Source organism: Enterococcus sp. AZ191 (assembly GCF_051713845.1).
Taxonomy (GTDB): Bacteria; Bacillota; Bacilli; order Lactobacillales; family Enterococcaceae; genus Enterococcus_B; species Enterococcus_B durans.
Map to the genome: position 1 here is coordinate 1,767,567 of NZ_JBIOQS010000001.1, position 17,159 is coordinate 1,784,725.

A 17,159-nucleotide genomic window follows, 5' to 3' on the forward strand; every position below is an offset into this window, starting at 1 on the left:
AAAGATTCGGTCTTCCAGTTCTGAATAGATATTGATAATTGAGTTTGCGGCCTTTTGCATTTTTTCTGGTGTAATCATAATTAATCACCTAAATCGAATAAGGCATCTTGACTACGCCGTTCGGTTGATCCCACTTCTGGCATTTCATCTTTTAATGCAGCTAACCAATCTTCTAATTCATCTTCGTTTAGATTGTAATTACGGATAAGAAACTGTTTCTTAGGCATTACGCCAGCAGTTACAGCCTTTAGATCATTTTCTAATTGTTTGTTACGATCGATAAATAGACCATCCTCAAAACTAACTGTTACTAAATAACTATCATATTCAATAGAGAATAGCGGTTTCTCGCTTTCAAACATTTCTCCGTATCCTGCAAGTTCAAAAATAGAATGAATAAGCTCATTGATAACTTTTTCAACCATAGTCAAATAGCTTGAACGTGTCTGATAAGTCATGGAATTGTTAGAAACAATCTCAGTGGCCGTTTTAATGCCGTCATCCGCATAGTTCATCGAACCCACTGACAAACCAACCTGCACCTCGAACTCTTTAATTAGATGACTGATAGCGTCCTTATATTGAACTGTTCGAATAGGTGTTGTAATATCTTTGACCCCGATATTCTCAGCGCCGTATACACCAGCGAATACGTTCTGATCTGTATCAAACATTGGTGGGTGTGTTTCATCTGTTTTGAGGAATTCTGCTGGCACAACTACTCGGCGTTGACCTAATTGTATTTCCCAAGCAAATTGATCATGAGTTGTATTAATCGTATCAAGTATCTCTTTTGAGTTATCAACAATTCCAGCACCTAATGGGCTCTCTAACGATTTATTATTAGCTCCAGGCGTTCTGAAGTATGCAAAAAGCGGTCTTTTCAATCCTTCTAATGTGACAGTTTCAGCCAAATCAGGATAAAGAACCGCTAATGAAATTTGTTTACCAACAATATTATCGTTATCAGATTTATAAAGCTCGTTACTGATAACATACTTATCATCTTGCCATTCATGGAATTCTAGCAACGTATAGTAGTAATTCACGTCACCTTCTGTTTGAATGGTCTTTGTTGCAATGGCGCATTCACTTACTTCATTTGTGTTAGAGCGTAACGGATAAAATTGATCTGCACGGATCCATGAAATTTTGATCTTGTCACCGTCAACGTAAGGACGCATAGCAAAACCGCCTGCAGCAATACCTTTTTCAAGGTTCATTTCAAACAGATTATAGAAATTGTTGTCATAAAGTGTTTTATCTAGGAACTCTACAGCTGATTGAATGCTTTTCGAAGCTTCTGCTTGCTCCTCCTTGTCTTTTAGTGCTACTTTGCACTTCTCATTAAAGATGATACTCGCTAACCGTCTAGAAGCTGTCTTGGTGATATTTAGGGACTTAAATTCTCTTTTCTGTGTTTCCCCGTATGAATTACGATATTGTATATCAGGAAATAGATTGGAATAGTACCTAAAGTTTCTAGCAATCCGATCGTATTCTCTTGAATCAATCCCTATTTTGGGATGATCCGTTACCTTAGCAATATCACGACCAGTAAAACTCATATTCACGCTATCAACTCCTCTCTTGAATATACTTTTAATCGTTTGGAATACTCCCATTTTCTCACCTACCATTTCAGTCCTAAATCATTTAGATTATCTTTTACAAAATATTGGAACTGGTCGCATGTATGATCACCGACTTTGATAACTTTTGGATCATCAGACTGTAAAGTATCTTCATCCCATCGATAATCACGATGCTCTTTAATAAATATTCGATTTGCTTCCGTATCTAAATAAAAAAACCTACCTTGTGCAAGGAGGCTCTGTACATAATCGATCATATCCACTTTTTTAGCTTTGGCCACTGCATGAAACCTCTCATTGTAATCTTTATAGTATTGATTTTTTAGAGCGCCTTCCGCCGAATCAATAGTGATTTTGTAGGCATACTTATTGTATTTTGTTTGACATCGCTCAATAAAATCATGCAAATCTTTAGAAAGCTCATCAGGTGCCTTCTTATTTACTTTTCCTTCAGGAGAATAATAATAAGTATCTAATAAAATGACATTTTTCTTTTTGGTAATAGCGTAGCAACCACAGGTAGTCGCTGATATTTGGTGTCCACTATCGATTGAAAAGCAAATCTGAACGATGTAATCATCATCTGGTAACTCATCAAGCGGATGGAAATGATCCATGTTATAGATGAGTGTGCCCAGACCAATCACTTCGCCTAAGTAAAGCCATCTATAGTAGTCTTCATCATTTGCTCTATAAGTTTCTATCAGCTTTAATTGTTGCGGATCCGTAAAACCTAACTCATCATCTTTATAGGTTGAGTGATCCACTAAATGATCATTTAGGCGCATACATTTTTCTACCCATTCATTGACCCAATCATATGGATTCTTAGGTGGATTCCATGAATAGTAAACTTGTACTTGATCTACCCATGGCGACCGTTGACGGATAAAGGTTGCATTCGTCTGGTCAAATACTTCTTCGCTTTCAAAGTTTGCGGCTTCTTCGTACCACAAAGCAATGACATCGCCAATTGCATTTGATTTTAGTTTTAAGGGATCATCCACACCGTAAAAGTAGAACTTAGATCCAGTCCGTTTATGAATGATTCGTAAAGGAGAAGTACGAAACTTATATTCTTTTGAAATGCCTAACATTGAAAGTGCCCACTTGATTTGTTCATAAACAGTATCTCTTAAATACTTATGCTGACTCATCATGCAGACAACATTTACTTTGTGCTTAGCTTGTGTGTGCTTCTTCATTTCTGTTGCTAATTTCAAACTGATAACAGATGATTTAAATGAACCACGTCCGCCTTTCATTAAAATATAAGGACACTTTGCCCGCCATACTTTATAAAAATGCGGGTTAACCATCGTAGTCAATTTAATTTGAGGTTTCTCTTTAACTGCCATCGGCATCAATAGCCACCTCACTATCTTCAAAAGGAATATCATCAACGATTACAGTTGATTCAGGCTCATCCTCGCCACCGTTTAAGTCTCGTATCTCAGCATTTAGCTTTTCAGCTTGCGCCGACATTAAAGCGGCTCGTTTACTTTGTGGATTAATGTTGTCATTATCTCTGTTAGGTTGAGAGTTATTGTTAACATTAATTACATATTTGGTTGGTTTTGGTGATTTTCTTCTTTTTGTCGCTTCGAAGTATCTCGCTTGGATGTTTTCAGATGTCAGCACCTTAGCCGAATTGAACAGGTCCTCATTAAAGAATCCCCACGCAACCAAGCGGGCTACAATCTGATCTAACAATTCCTTACTTGCTCCGGGTAGGCGTTTTAAAAGGGTCGCTTTGGTTAAATCATTCCACACAATGAAGTATCCTTTTTTGTATACCGCACATAGCAGCTTGATAACCGCAAGCTCACCTTTTATGCCAAACTCCCCAGCAATAGCTTCTATTTTTTCATCTTCAAATATGTCAACATCAAGAGGAAAATAATCAAGACCATCCTTGACAGGTCTTGCCACAAAAGCACCTCCTGATAGAGGGAGATAACTCCCTCACTATTTATTTAATGGTGGATTCGATGCATCGAACAGCGATTCTTGTGCTTCATCTGTCTGAACTGATTCTGCATACTCTTCAAAAGCTGTTGATCCATTGTCAGCGTTTATTTCTACTTTTTCTGCTTCTTTTCTTTCAGGGATATCCTCTTCGATTTCTGTTTCAGAAATGATACTCCCATCTTCTTGAACTTTTTGAACTTTTTCGTCTGATGTGGTAGCTTCTTGCATTTCAACGGATAAAATTCCCCATTTAGAAAGGAGATTTCTAAGAACAGTTTTTCGAGCCATCGCATTGTAATCTGATGCCCACACACCGCTTAATTTGGTTTTGTCACGATCTTTGCTGTTCGCGATACGATGTGCTTCTATTTCTTGCTTGGTCCAATAGACAGTTTTCTTAAAGCCGTTTAGCAGTTCAAAGTAACCCACGTACCCAATAACTTCATCTGACTTCCGTCCGTTTGGATCGAAATCAAACTCTTCAGTAAGACGATTCCAGCTTTTTAATTCGCCTTCATATACTTCAATGACATTCAATGCTTTATATTTACCTGACCGTTGAGCCAACTGGATGTACCCTTTGTAGCCGAGTAAGAACTGAGCTTTCTTTTCCCATTTTCCTGTTTGCTTGTTTTTGCTATTAAAAGGAACTAGATAGGCATATCCAAGATTCTTGTCTAACCCAAGATTTAATGTCGCAGCAGTCAGTGCGCCGCTCATGATGGACATTGGTTCGCTGTCAGCAAGATAGCTATCATTTGATACCAGTGTCATCACATTCGACATAAAAGCATTAGCGTTATCGTGAAGCACCTCTTCAAACTTCTTTCTCATTGTTGGTGTATTCATTAAACCATGATCTCGTCTAAAAATTCATAAGCATATGCAATGATTTGTTGACGATCATCAACAGTTAAGTAATTTACTTGTTTAAGAAGAATTTTTTCTACTTCTTGCTTCTTCTGTTTCCGCTCATCTGATTCAATCATTTGCAACTTGTCTAATGAAGATGGATCTCTTCTATAAACATCACCATCAATTGATTTGAATAGACCGAAAAACTCATGAATCACTTGAAGAGTAAAATCAGAATCTCTAAAATGATCCGTTAACGCCTGAGCATTTTCCAACGTCACGGGCTTCGTATTAAGCAATGTTGTCCAATCGCTTAATGACTGTTGAGAGACGTTGATTTGTCTTGCTATTTCCTTTTTGGTCTCACCACTCTTATTAATTACTTCGACTAACGATTCTCGAATAACACTTGATTTTTTTAACAGTTTAAACACCTCATATTCTTATTCGCCCGTATATCAATACGAGCAATTTTTTTATACTATTAATTTAAAGAATCAAACGAAAGCTGCTTCGTCTAATTCACGTTCAAGCTCTTTTTGGACTTCTTCAACTAGACGATCGAGTTGATCATCATTTGCACATTTGATGATGTGGACTAGTCTAGGTCTAGCATCAAGTACGATGTTTATTTTTTCTTGTCGTGTCATTTGGCAATCCCCTCGTTGTTGTTTTTTGGCAACACTTCACTAAAAATAAAAAGCTTATCAAAATCTTTTTCAGAAAGTTCGAAAGCGTTGAGCAGTTTAGGAATCAATTCTCCACCAATCCCACGATCTCCATTCAATATTCTATAGACCGTTGATGGAGCTACATCCATTCTTCTAGCCAATGAATATGGATCATCACCTTTTGATTGCATTAAGGAATTAAGTTCGTCTTGTTTAAGTAATGTTTTCATTTTTCACACCTCCATTGCCTTATGACAACACTATAATACTATTTTTGTCATTTAGCAACACTATTTGTTGCTAAATTGCAATTCTTTTTGCATTTGTTGCCAAAGGGCTATATCATTTATTTAAGAAAGGGGTTTTATCATGGAGTTTGGAGAAAAACTAAAAGAATTGAGAACCTCTAGAGGATTAGGAGTTAATCAGTTAGCATTAAAATCTGGAGTAAGCGCTTCTCAAATATCTAGATTTGAAAAAGGTGAACGAAAAGATCCAACTTTAGAAACTTTAAAAAAACTATCAGTTGCTTTAGGTGTGTCTATTTCCTACTTCGAAGAGAATTCACCCGTTAACGTGGAGCTTATCCCTGATTGGGCTAATGAGAATGATTTAATCGAGCTAGATAAATTATTAGAATCAAACGTGAACATGGCTTACGGTGGTGAAACTTTAACACCTGAAGAAATTCAACGAGTAAAAGATATCCTTACAGCGACATTCTGGGATATAAAAAAAAGGAAGAAAAAGTAAAGTGAAGTGATTTGTATGGAGTTGGATGTAGTAAATCTAGTTGGAGATTTAAAGCGGAAATATCAATCCGCTAATCCTTTTATAATTTGTGAAAAAATGGGCATAAGCGTAGAATTTGTTCTTTTTCTAAATAACCCAAAAGGACAATTTCAGGAAATTTTAGACGAACCTATTATCTTTTTAAATGACAGTCTTAAGTACTCCGAAGAGCGTTTCTATATTTGCGCCCACGAACTTGGCCATGCCCTTTTTCACAAAGAACTATCTAGCTATTACGTCTCTACACGATTATCTAGGAGCAAATCAGAGAGTGAGGCAAATTGCTTTGCTGCTAATCTCATCGTTTCTCTTTACAAAGATGACACGGATCAATTTCCAAGAGAAGTTGATTTATTGACTAAACTATATGGACTTCCGAAAGATGCTTATAAATTTTTAATTTGAAATTTTTAATGTTTGAATAATTAAGTATTGAATTTTTTGTCTTTGTGGGGAAAGTGATTACATAAATTCAAATACTTTTTGTTGGGAAGACTATCGCTCCCTGCCTTAGTGGGAGCAATACTATTAGGAGGTTTCATCATGGAAATGGAAAAATTTCAAGATAGCTTGAAACAATTAGGTAAAAGAGTGGTTGAATTAAAAGATAGTATTGGTACAGAAGAAGCAACAAAAACCTCATTAATTATGCCCTTCTTTGTTGCACTTGGTTATGACTTGTTTAACCCTACAGAGTTTGTACCAGAGTTTACTGCTGATGTAGGTATAAAGAAAGGCGAAAAAGTTGATTATGCAATTGTTCTTGACGGGCAACCAACTATACTTATAGAAGCAAAATCGATCAATGAAAAGTTAACAAAACATGATTCTCAACTATTTAGATATTTTGGAACCACTACTTCTAAATTTGGTATATTGACGAACGGCGAGGAATACAAGTTCTTTACTGATTTAGACGAACCAAATAAAATGGATCTTACTCCTTTTTTAACTATTAATATTACAAAAATTAAAGACAGCCAACTTCCAGAGTTAGCAAAATTTCATAAAGACAATTTCGACGTAGACAAGATTACAAGTTCTGCAGCAGAACTTAAATACTTAAATTCATTAAAGGCTTACCTGTCTTCTGAGCTAAACGAACCAACGGAAAATTTTGTCAAATATCTTCTTGGCGAAATTTATGACGGAATGAAAACAAAGCAAACTATTGAAAAATTTAAACCAATTATAAAAAAAGGATTAAACCAATTTATCGCTGAAAAAGTTAATGATAAATTAAGCGCTGCTTTGAAAACATCGGTTACTGTTGAGGATACAGAAACTAAATCAGATTCTGATACAACAGATGAAACTGATAGTGAAATTGTTACCACTCCTGAAGAATTAGAGGCCTATACTATTTGTAAAGTTGTTTTAGTAGATACTATTCCTTTAGACCGATTATTCTATCGAGACAACAGAAGTTACTTCAATATATTATTAGATGACAATATCAGAAAATGGATTCTAAGAGTTCGTTTCAATACAAATGGAATGAAAATTGAATTAAACGATGATAATCATACAGTTTATGAGTTGAAAGAGCCTATAGACATTTATAGCTATTCAAAACAAATTACTGATATAGTTCAAAAATTTCTATAGACTTTTGTTCGAAAAAAAATGACTGAATTATTACATTGAAGATCAGCCTTCGGGCTTTTCTTTTTATTAATGGCGACTATCACTGCCTGCCTTTAAATGGGAGTAAATCATTTAATTTTTGGAGGAAAAAATGGTGAAGAAAAAAGTTACAGGGGAAGATGGAAAAACTTACGTAATGAAGGAGAAAAAACCTTTTTATAAAAGAGTTTGGTTTTGGATTCTTGTGGTTCTGGTTGTATTCATCGTTGGTGGTGCATTAAGTGGTGGAGATGATAATACTGTTAAAAGCCAAACCGAGTCATCCACATCGGAAAATATCTCCGATACTGAATATTCTAGTTTAAGCGAATCACAATACTCATCAACTTCTACATCAGTTACATTAGAAGAAAGTAGCAATCCATTTCTTCTGATTCATCAGTGGAATCATCAACTTCTAACGATGTATCGCTTGAATCTTCAAATGCACTTCAAGCTGCTAAAGACTATTTAGATTATTCTGCTTTTTCTAAAGATGGTCTTTATGACCAATTGGTATATGAAAAATATACGCCCGAGCAAGCACAATATGCTATTGATAACTTACCTAATTAATAAAAATTATCTTTAAAAGATTAATTTATTAGAATATAAAAAGATCAGCCTTCGGGCTTTTCTTTTTAAACACAAAGGAACATAAGTTCGTATACTTCTATTGAAAATACGGATTTTACATCTATTCACTCACTATATGTACCAAAAGAATTTAACTATCGTACTAATGACATAGCAATATGAAAGGACTGATTTTATGCGTGGCGGTGTGAGAAAACGTGGAAAACGTTGGTATTATTATTTTGAAGATATCAATGATGATGGCTCAAGAAAAAAAGTGGAGAAAGTTGGCGGAGACACCCGACCAGAGGCCGAAGCTGCTTTACGAAAAGTTTTATCAGATATTGACGAAACAGGACAATACTTTTTAGGTACGGATACTCGAGTAAAACAATACCTTGATTTTTGGATGGAGGAATACGTTAAACTAAATCTAAAATACAATACCTATGAAAACTACCGATTTACCATCAAAAATCATATAAACGGTTATTTAGGAAAGAAAAAACTTACGGATCTCTCCCCTGCTCTTTTACAAAATTTCATCAATGCTGAATTTAAAAAGGGTTACTCGAAGAAAACAATGACTATTACTCACTCTGTCCTTAAGAATGCGCTGAATATGGCGGTTTATCCTTGGGGGTTAATCAAGCAAAATCCTATGCTGTATGTAAAGATACCAAAATACGAAGAACGACCAACGACTAAAAAAGATCTAAAAATCATTTCTCTTGAGGACTTTGATCATATGCTAGAAATCACTCCTGAAGGCCATCCTTTCTATATTCCTTTGAATATTGGATTTTATACGGGAATGCGCGTTGGCGAAGTTTGTGGTCTGACATGGGATAATGTCGATTTTTCAAATGGAACAATTACTGTAGAGAAACAAATGGTAAAGAATGATGGCGCATGGATATATGGTACACCAAAGACAAGCAGTTCCAATCGAACGATTTTTATTGGACAAACCTTGCTAGCAATTCTGAAAAAACATAAGAAACAACAATTAGAAAATCGAATGAAGTATGGAAAGCTCTACATTGATTCAAATGCAGTATGTACGAAGGAAGACGGTGAGCTAGTTACGCCAAGTGTGGTGAAATGGAACACAAGAAGGATATCGAATGCACTCTCCCTCTCTTTTAACTTCCATTCTCTCAGACATACTCATGCTACACTTCTTCTCGAAAATGGCGCAAAAATGAAAGAAATCTCTGAACGATTGGGCCACAGCAGAATTTCAATTACGATGGATACTTACTCGCATGTGACAGATAAGATGAGAAATGAAACGGTCGATATCATGGAGAATCTGAGAAAGAATTCTTGAATTTTGCCACCGAAAAAAACCACCGGTGGCAAACCGGTGGCAAATCCATGTAAACATGGTTTATTTTTTACACTGTTTTCAAACAAACCTTGCTATTTCTTCGGTTCGTCCTCATCCATTTTCAGAACGGCCATGAAGGCTTCTTGAGGAACTTCTACTGAACCGATTTGTTTCATACGCTTCTTACCTTCTTTTTGTTTTTCAAGAAGTTTTCGTTTACGAGAAACATCTCCGCCATAACATTTTGCCAAAACATTCTTACGCAATGCTTTAATGTCTGAACGGGCGACGATTTTTTGACCGATAGCAGCTTGGATTGGTACTTCGAATTGTTGACGTGGAATCAGTTTTTTTAATTTTTCAACGATTGCTTTCCCTCGTTCATAGGCAAAGTCACGATGCACGATGAAACTTAACGCATCAACTTTTTCTCCATTCAATAAAATATCCATTTTTACCAACTTGCTCTTTTGATAGCCAGACATATCATAGTCTAGTGAAGCATATCCCTTTGTACTTGATTTCAATTTGTCAAAGAAGTCAAAGACGATCTCAGATAGCGGGATATTGTAAACGACATTCACTCGATAATCATCTAAGTAATCCATCGTAATGAATTCACCACGTTTTCTTTGGGATAACTCCATGACAGCTCCTACATAGTCATTTGGCACCATGATCTGTGCTTTAACGAAAGGTTCTTCAACATCTTGGATAGTGACTGATTCAGGAAAATCTGCTGGGTTGTCTACAACTGTCATAGAGCCATCTGTTTTGTTCACATGGTAGATTACTGATGGCGCAGTCGTGATCAATTCTAAATTGAATTCACGTTCTAGTCGTTCTTGAACGACATCCATGTGTAGCAATCCTAGAAATCCACAACGGAATCCGAACCCTAGTGCTTGGGAAGTTTCTGGTTCGAATTGCAAAGCAGCATCGTTCAATTGCAATTTTTCAAGCGCTTCACGTAGGTCATTGTAACGGGAAGTATCGATAGGATATAGTCCACAATAAACCATTGGATTCATTTTTCGATAACCTGGCAGAGCTTCTTTTGCTGGATTGTTAGCTAGAGTAACAGTATCCCCTACTCGTGTATCTTGGACTGTTTTGATGCTTGCAGTGATATAACCGACATCACCGACCATTAAAAAGTCTCTTGCAACAGCTTTAGGTGAAAAAACACCAACTTCCGTTACATCAAATGTTTTGCCGTTGCTCATCAACTGGATCTTATCTCCTGGTTTTACCACGCCATCTGTGATGCAGACATTTAATACGACCCCGCGATAGCTATCGTAGACTGAATCAAAGATCAGTGCTTTCAATGGTGCTTCTAAATCCCCAGATGGTGCAGGAACATATTCGACGATTTGTTCTAGGATCTCTTCAATACCGATCCCTGCTTTGGCACTGGCTAAAACTGCTTCGCTTGCATCGAGTCCAATGACATCTTCGATTTCTTGACGTACTCTTTCAGGGTCTGCTGCTGGTAGATCGATCTTATTGATAACTGGTAAGATCTCCAGATCATTATCTAAAGCCAAGTAAACATTTGCTAGTGTTTGTGCTTCGATTCCTTGGGCAGCATCGACGACTAAAACAGCTCCTTCGCACGCAGCTAAACTTCGTGATACTTCATAGGTAAAATCGACATGTCCTGGAGTGTCGATGAGATGAAAAATATATAGTTCTCCATTTTTAGCTGTATAATTTAATTCTACAGCATTTAATTTAATCGTGATCCCACGTTCACGCTCTAGATCCATCGAGTCTAATAGCTGATCTTGCATTTCACGAGACGTCACAGTGTTCGTCTTTTCCAAAATACGATCGGCCAATGTGGATTTCCCATGGTCGATATGAGCGATGATCGAGAAATTACGAATTTGCTCTTGGCGTTGTTTCATTTTTTTTATATCCATAGCGTCTCCTCTTTTCTTGTAATCAGCACTTTCCATTATATCAATGAAAAGAATGAATTTAAAGACTTTTTACCTAGTCGGCTTTAGAAGTTTTTTTGCTGAAATTTTGCTATACTAGTAACAAGTAAATAATTGGAGATGAAAGAATGGATCAAAGAGATTTCAGAGAAAATCTTGAATTAAAACCTGTTACAGAAGAACATGTGGATCAGTTCAATGAATTGCTCTCTTATGTCTTCCAAGTAACTGAAGCGGATATTGAAGAGAGTGGATTTGAAAGCAAGCGCGCCTTTATCCGCTCAAAACGACCAATTTTGGAGTTATCTGAAGTATTTGGTTGGTTCCATGAAGAAAAACTGATTTCACAGATTGCCATCTATCCCTGTGAAGTGAATATCCATGGTACGCCTTATAAAATGGGGGGTGTAACTGGTGTGGGAACTTATCCCGAATACGCAAATCATGGGTTGATGCAAGACTTGATCATCGTAGCATTAGATAATATGCGTAAAAACAAGCAGTGGATTTCCTATCTTTACCCTTACAGTATTCCTTACTACCGTCGTAAGGGCTGGGAGATCATGTCTTATAAATTGTCTTTTAAGATACGTGATACCCAGTTGCCAAAGCAAGTGCCGGTGAGTGGTATGGTGGAGCGATTGCCTGTTGATCATCCGGATGTCTATAAAGTTTATCAAAAATTTGCTGGTCAAAATCATGGTGCATTGTTCCGAAGTGATTTCCACTGGGAAGAATATTGGCGTTTTGAGAATGAAGATGAACGAACAGCTGCTGTTTATTACAATTCTGCTCAAGAGCCGATTGGTGTTCTTTTTTATTGGGTAGCGGAAGAAATTTTCCATGTGAAGGAAATGTTCTATTTGAATCAAGAGGCGCGCAATGGTCTGTGGAATTTCATTTCTGCCCACTTCTCTATGGTCTACTGGGTTCATGGCGATATCTATAAAAATGAACCATTAGCCTTTTTGATTGAAGATAGCCAGATCAAAGAACAGATCGAACCTTATTTTATGGCAAGAATCGTTGATGTGAAAGAATTCCTTGCACATTTTCCTTTTGCTGCTTCTGCCAAACCGTTCCATTTTATCGTGGAAGATCCGGTAGCTCCTTGGAACAATGGTATCTTTGGCTTGGTTTGGGATGAGAATGAACAGTTAAAAATAGTCAACGAACCTGTTGGCCAACCTGTTCGTCTTTCTGTTCAAACATTGACTTGTTTGATGATGAATTATCGCAGAGCTTCTTATTTGGCCAGGATCGAACGGATCGAAACAGATAAAGAAACATTAAAGACACTGGAATTGATTATTCCGAATATGGAAGCTTACTTCAGTGATTATTTCTAAATAAAGGATGATAAAAAATGAAAATATATTTTGCTGCCCCACTATTTGCTAAAAGTGATTTACTCTATAACGCCATGCTTGTAAAGAAGATCCGAGCTGTCTCAGAGGATCTGACTGTTTATTTGCCTCAAGAAAATGAAGCAATCAATGATAAAACAGCTTATGCAGATAGCAAAATGATTGCTTTAGCTGATACGGAAAAAGTTTTAGAAAGTGACTTGATGATTGCTTTACTTGATGGATTGATGATTGACGCTGGCGTTGCTTCAGAAATTGGTGTGGCTTACGCAAAAAGTATCCCGGTCGTCGGTCTATATACCGACAGCCGTCAACAAGGTGGTTCACACCCTAAGAAACTTGAGGCGTTGCAGCAAGTCGCGGAAAATCAATTCCATTACCTTAATCTCTATACAGTTGGCCTGATCAAATTAAACGGATCGATCGTTTCTGATGAAACAGAACTACTAGAAGCATTGAAGGTCTATTTAAAAGGAGGACAATTGAATGAGTAAAACAGTAAAAAAAGTGCAGATTGCCCTTGTTGTTTTTGGTCTCTTTGTGGTTTGCTACAACATTTTTGAATTTATCACTAATAAATATTCGACGACTCAAGGGATTACATTTATTATTGAATCTTTAGCAGGAATCGTATTGATTTTTCTCCCTCAGATCATGAAGAAATTATTTCATTTGCATATTCCAGATGCTATCGTGCTATTTTATTGGTTTTTCTTATTTATCTCAGTCTTTTTAGGAACTGGGATGCATTTGATCAGTATCATTTCTTTTTGGGATAAAATCTTACATGCGGTGAGTCCGATGGTGCTGACAGCATTGGGCTATGGATTGATTGGCTTGCTTCTCAAAAAAGCGCCTATCGCTAAAACAAGTCCTTGGTTGTTCTTGCTTTTCGGTTTTGCCTTTGCTGGTCTATGTGGTGTCTTTTGGGAATTCTGGGAATTTCTCTGCGATCAATTCTTAGGAATGAATCTACAACGATTCGCAGCTTCTGATGGCACACTATTCGTTGGTCGGGCTGCATTGATGGACACGATGGGGGACTTACTGACGAACACAATTGGTGCCTTGCTCATGGGGATTTTTGCTTGGGTACAAGGAAAAAATGATCCGGCTTATTTTGAAAGCTACCGTTTAGAGATCATATAAAGTAAATAACTGAACGCACTTTACAAGTGTACGACATCTTAAGAAATTAAGTCGAGATTCACGAAAACCTTTTTAGTTTTTGAGAATTTCGGCTTATTTTTTTTCAAAAGGATCAACTTTTCGATGGCTATTCGATTTAATAGGTGTGATAAAAATACCACTTGCTTCCCTCTCTCCTTTTTCTCTTCATTAGCTATAGGTTAGTTTAATGGGAATCTTGTAAACTGAAACAATTAACTGAAGCTAATTTACTTTGTCTTTCTTCTGGATAAAAAAATAGCTTCCTATTGCCTATCCAATATGCGTGGAACAAAAGTAAGGAGTACTTCTGTCCCGCCTCATTTTGGAATGTGCTTCAGGAAGCCATTTTCAACTATCTATTTTATTATTTTATTGGTCAATGTTTCGTATCATGCTTCTTCAACTAATTCTTCTGCTTTGAAATGAAGTTTTTCATCAAGTAAAGTGATCGTTACTTTTGATTTAGGTGTAATGCGACCTGACACGATTTCTTTTGCCAAAGGTGTTTCCACTTCTTTCGTGATGAAGCGTTTCAATGGACGTGCACCATAAGCTGGCTCATACGCATTTTCAGCGATCCATGTTTTGGCTTCATCGCTGATCGTCAAGAAGATTTCTTGATGTTCTAGTCGTTTGGCTAATTGTGCCACCATCTTATCGACGATGCCTTTTACATTGTCTAAACTTAACGGTGTGAAGAGGATCGTATCATCGATTCGATTCAAGAATTCAGGTTTGAAATTGCCGCGAAGGATCGTTCGCACTTGTTCTTCGACTTCTTCTGGGATCGTGCCTTCCGCTGTCACACCTTCTAGTAATAATTGTGATCCAATATTACTTGTCATGATCAATACGGTATTTTTGAAATCGACAACGCGTCCTTTAGAGTCAGTCAAACGTCCGTCATCTAACACTTGCAATAAAATGTTGAAGACATCAGGATGTGCTTTTTCGATTTCATCAAGTAAAACGATGGTATAAGGATTTCTTCTTACCGCTTCCGTCAGCTGACCGCCTTCTTCATAACCAACATAACCTGGAGGGGCTCCTACTAAACGAGAGACGGCATGTTTTTCCATATACTCACTCATGTCGATCCGTACCATATGCTCTTCAGAATCAAATAAGTTTTCGGCTAATGCTTTGGCTAGTTCCGTTTTACCGACACCAGTTGGCCCTAAGAACAAGAATGAACCTAACGGACGGTTTGGATCTTGTAACCCGGCACGAGAGCGGATCACTGCATCACTGACTGCATCTACTGCTTCATCTTGTCCGATTACTCGTTTATGCAAGGTTTCGTTCAACTTCATTAGTTTTTCTCTTTCACCTTCAACTAATTTCGTCACAGGAATCCCTGTCAAGCGACCGACTACTTGAGCAATCTCATTTTCAGTCACTGATTCTTGCACCATTTTGATGTCACTATCTTTAGCTTTAGCTTCTAATTCTTTTAATTCTTTTTCTAATTGTGGAATCGTCCCATGACGCAAAACAGCGGCACGTTCAAGATCATAATTGTTTTCTGCATCTTCAAGTTCATGTTTTGCTTTATCGATTTCTGCACGTTTAGAAGAAACTGTATTGACTTCTTCTTTTTCTGTTTCCCACTGCATTTTCATTGCATTCGCTTCTTCACGCAAGTCCGCTAATTCTTCTTGCAAGTTCTTCAATCGCTTCTTGCTGGCATCATCAGATTCTTTCTTTAATGCTGCTTCTTCGATTTCCAATTGCATCAATCGGCGTGTGACTTGGTCCAACTCTGTTGGCATAGAATTCATTTCTACACGAATAGTTGCACTGGCTTCATCGATCAAATCGATTGCCTTATCTGGCAAGAACCGATCTGTGATATAGCGATCAGAAAGTGTAGCAGCAGCAACTAGTGCATTGTCATGGATATTGACTCCATGATGGATCTCAAAGCGTTCTTTTAAACCACGTAAAATACTGATCGTATCTTCCACTGTTGGTTCCTTGACTAGTACTTTTTGGAAACGTCGTTCCAATGCTTTGTCTTTTTCCATATATTGTCGGTATTCATCCAACGTTGTTGCTCCGATCAAATGAAGCTCACCGCGTGCTAGCATTGGTTTTAGCAAATTACCAGCATCCATGCTTCCTTCGGTCTTGCCTGCGCCAACAATGTTATGGATTTCATCGATAAATAGAATGATTCGACCATCGCTTTTCGTTACTTCTTTAAGGACAGCTTTTAGTCGTTCTTCAAATTCACCACGGAATTTTGCTCCCGCAATCAATGCGCCCATATCTAAAGAAAAAATCGTTTTGTCCTTTAGGTTTTCTGGTACATCTTTGCGCACGATTCGTTGTGCTAATCCTTCAACGATAGCTGTTTTACCTACCCCTGGTTCCCCAATTAACACAGGGTTATTTTTTGTTTTTCGAGAAAGGATGCGGATCACATCACGAATTTCTTCATCACGGCCAATAATTGGGTCAATTTTACCTGAACGTACTTGTTGGACTAAATCCACTCCGTATTTTTCTAACGCTTTGTATTGTTCTTCTTGATTTTTTGAGGTCACTTTTTCTCCACCTCTCATTTCTTCAATATTGTTTCTAAGTTCTTTTTCCGATAATCCGTTTTTCGTTAAGTACACAGTCAACGGATAATTTTTCAATTTCATCAATGCCAAAATAACCACTTCAGTTGAAAGATATTCGTCACCGAAACTTTCTCTGATTTGGTCAGCTTCATTTAACAAATGAAATAGATTTTGGCTGAGATTTTGACCATATTGGACATTTCCTCCTGATACGGTCGGGTATTCATCAAGCACACGGTCAACTTCTCTTTCAAAGCCCTCGACGTCTAAGCCGGCATCTGTGTATAGATTACGGCCAAAATGATTTGGTTGTAAAAAAATCTTCCATAAGTGGGCAATGTCGATTTCTTGATGTTTCCGAGTGACAGCAATTTGTTGTGCTTCGGCAATCGCTTCTTGTAGCGTAGTTGTCATTTTTTCAATATTCATCTTCTTACCTCCTGAATAAAGAGTCTGAATTGTTTTTCATCAATTCTTTACAATTATTATTATACTCTTTTGGTCAATATTGGTCAAAGAATAACATTACTTTTCTACCTTTTATTTTACACTTCTTTACCTATTTTTAAAAAAGAAACAGGCTGAAACAAAAAGTGATCTTTTGCTTCCACCTGTTACTATGTTTAGAGTATGCGGGACAAATCTAAAAATCAGGTTTTCTACAGACTCTTGAATAAACGGCGTCCA

At 37.1% G+C, this 17,159-nt stretch carries 15 protein-coding genes and 3 pseudogenes; 9 read left to right on the forward strand and 9 right to left on the reverse strand.

All coding sequences use genetic code 11. From position 1 onward, the window contains the following. Positions 1–80: 80 nt before the first annotated feature. The 7 genes and pseudogenes from IGI47_RS08540 to IGI47_RS08570 form a co-directional block, all read right to left on the reverse strand. On the reverse strand, positions 81–1,640 hold the full coding sequence (locus IGI47_RS08540; RefSeq protein WP_125190766.1) for a phage portal protein: 1,560 nt from the start codon (positions 1,638–1,640) through the stop codon (positions 81–83). After that, positions 1,634–2,959: a PBSX family phage terminase large subunit gene (locus IGI47_RS08545; RefSeq protein WP_438783944.1), complete on the reverse strand. Its 1,326-nt coding sequence runs from the start codon at positions 2,957–2,959 to the stop codon at positions 1,634–1,636. Before IGI47_RS08545 ends, IGI47_RS08540 begins: the two co-directional genes overlap by 7 nt. A gap of 133 nt (positions 2,960–3,092) precedes the next feature. Then, positions 3,093–3,527: pseudogene (locus tag IGI47_RS08550) on the reverse strand (DUF4373 domain-containing protein); the annotation flags it as partial. 36 nt (positions 3,528–3,563) lie between these two features. Then, positions 3,564–4,418, reverse strand: a pseudogene (locus tag IGI47_RS08555) (recombinase RecT); the annotation flags it as partial. Then, positions 4,418–4,855: pseudogene (locus IGI47_RS08560) on the reverse strand (hypothetical protein); the annotation flags it as partial. The pseudogenes IGI47_RS08560 and IGI47_RS08555, both read right to left, overlap by 1 nt. Positions 4,856–4,918: 63 nt before the next feature. Continuing rightward, positions 4,919–5,071: a hypothetical protein gene (locus tag IGI47_RS08565; protein ID WP_002301569.1), complete on the reverse strand. Its 153-nt coding sequence runs from the start codon at positions 5,069–5,071 to the stop codon at positions 4,919–4,921. Continuing rightward, complete coding sequence (locus tag IGI47_RS08570) at positions 5,068–5,322, reverse strand: helix-turn-helix domain-containing protein (RefSeq protein ID WP_148238222.1); 255 nt, start codon at positions 5,320–5,322, stop codon at positions 5,068–5,070. The genes IGI47_RS08565 and IGI47_RS08570 overlap by 4 nt, the downstream gene beginning before the upstream one ends. A gap of 139 nt (positions 5,323–5,461) precedes the next feature. Between IGI47_RS08570 and IGI47_RS08575 the strand changes: the two genes are divergently transcribed. The 6 genes from IGI47_RS08575 (at position 5,462) to IGI47_RS08600 (ending at position 9,419) form a co-directional block, all read left to right on the forward strand. Continuing rightward, positions 5,462–5,845 (forward strand): helix-turn-helix domain-containing protein, encoded by a 384-nt coding sequence (locus tag IGI47_RS08575; protein ID WP_002344310.1) that lies wholly within the window; start codon positions 5,462–5,464, stop codon positions 5,843–5,845. Between the two features lie 15 nt (positions 5,846–5,860). Beyond that, a complete protein-coding gene (locus IGI47_RS08580; RefSeq protein WP_002344311.1) occupies positions 5,861–6,289 on the forward strand; it encodes an ImmA/IrrE family metallo-endopeptidase in 429 nt (142 codons plus the stop codon). A gap of 138 nt (positions 6,290–6,427) precedes the next feature. After that, a complete protein-coding gene (locus IGI47_RS08585; protein WP_002330122.1) occupies positions 6,428–7,492 on the forward strand; it encodes a type I restriction endonuclease in 1,065 nt (354 codons plus the stop codon). A gap of 133 nt (positions 7,493–7,625) precedes the next feature. Further along, positions 7,626–7,985 (forward strand): hypothetical protein, encoded by a 360-nt coding sequence (locus IGI47_RS08590; RefSeq protein ID WP_438784469.1) that lies wholly within the window; start codon positions 7,626–7,628, stop codon positions 7,983–7,985. Next, entirely contained in the window at positions 7,913–8,086 is a 174-nt protein-coding gene (locus tag IGI47_RS08595; protein WP_438783945.1) for an Ltp family lipoprotein, read from the forward strand. Before IGI47_RS08590 ends, IGI47_RS08595 begins: the two co-directional genes overlap by 73 nt. 196 nt (positions 8,087–8,282) lie before the next feature. Continuing rightward, positions 8,283–9,419, forward strand: coding sequence for a tyrosine-type recombinase/integrase (locus IGI47_RS08600; RefSeq protein ID WP_434564550.1), 1,137 nt, complete (start codon positions 8,283–8,285; stop codon positions 9,417–9,419). 92 nt (positions 9,420–9,511) lie between these two features. On the opposite strand, the gene lepA is transcribed toward IGI47_RS08600, so the two are convergent. Further along, entirely contained in the window at positions 9,512–11,347 is a 1,836-nt protein-coding gene (gene lepA, locus IGI47_RS08605) for a translation elongation factor 4 (protein ID WP_438783946.1), read from the reverse strand. Between the two features lie 146 nt (positions 11,348–11,493). Between lepA and IGI47_RS08610 the strand changes: the two genes are divergently transcribed. The 3 genes from IGI47_RS08610 to IGI47_RS08620 are packed head-to-tail and all read left to right on the forward strand — an operon-like array spanning position 11,494 to position 13,881. Further along, positions 11,494–12,714: a GNAT family N-acetyltransferase gene (locus IGI47_RS08610; RefSeq protein WP_438783947.1), complete on the forward strand. Its 1,221-nt coding sequence runs from the start codon at positions 11,494–11,496 to the stop codon at positions 12,712–12,714. A gap of 17 nt (positions 12,715–12,731) precedes the next feature. Further along, on the forward strand, positions 12,732–13,226 hold the full coding sequence (locus tag IGI47_RS08615; protein WP_438783948.1) for a nucleoside 2-deoxyribosyltransferase: 495 nt from the start codon (positions 12,732–12,734) through the stop codon (positions 13,224–13,226). After that, positions 13,219–13,881 (forward strand): hypothetical protein, encoded by a 663-nt coding sequence (locus IGI47_RS08620; RefSeq protein WP_438783949.1) that lies wholly within the window; start codon positions 13,219–13,221, stop codon positions 13,879–13,881. The genes IGI47_RS08615 and IGI47_RS08620 overlap by 8 nt, the downstream gene beginning before the upstream one ends. 410 nt (positions 13,882–14,291) lie before the next feature. Here the strand turns inward: IGI47_RS08620 and clpB are convergent, their stop codons facing one another. After that, the gene (clpB, locus tag IGI47_RS08625) at positions 14,292–16,901 is read right to left on the reverse strand and encodes an ATP-dependent chaperone ClpB (protein ID WP_438783950.1); all 2,610 of its coding nucleotides are present in this window, start codon (positions 16,899–16,901) and stop codon (positions 14,292–14,294) included. Positions 16,902–17,159 lie beyond the last annotated feature (258 nt).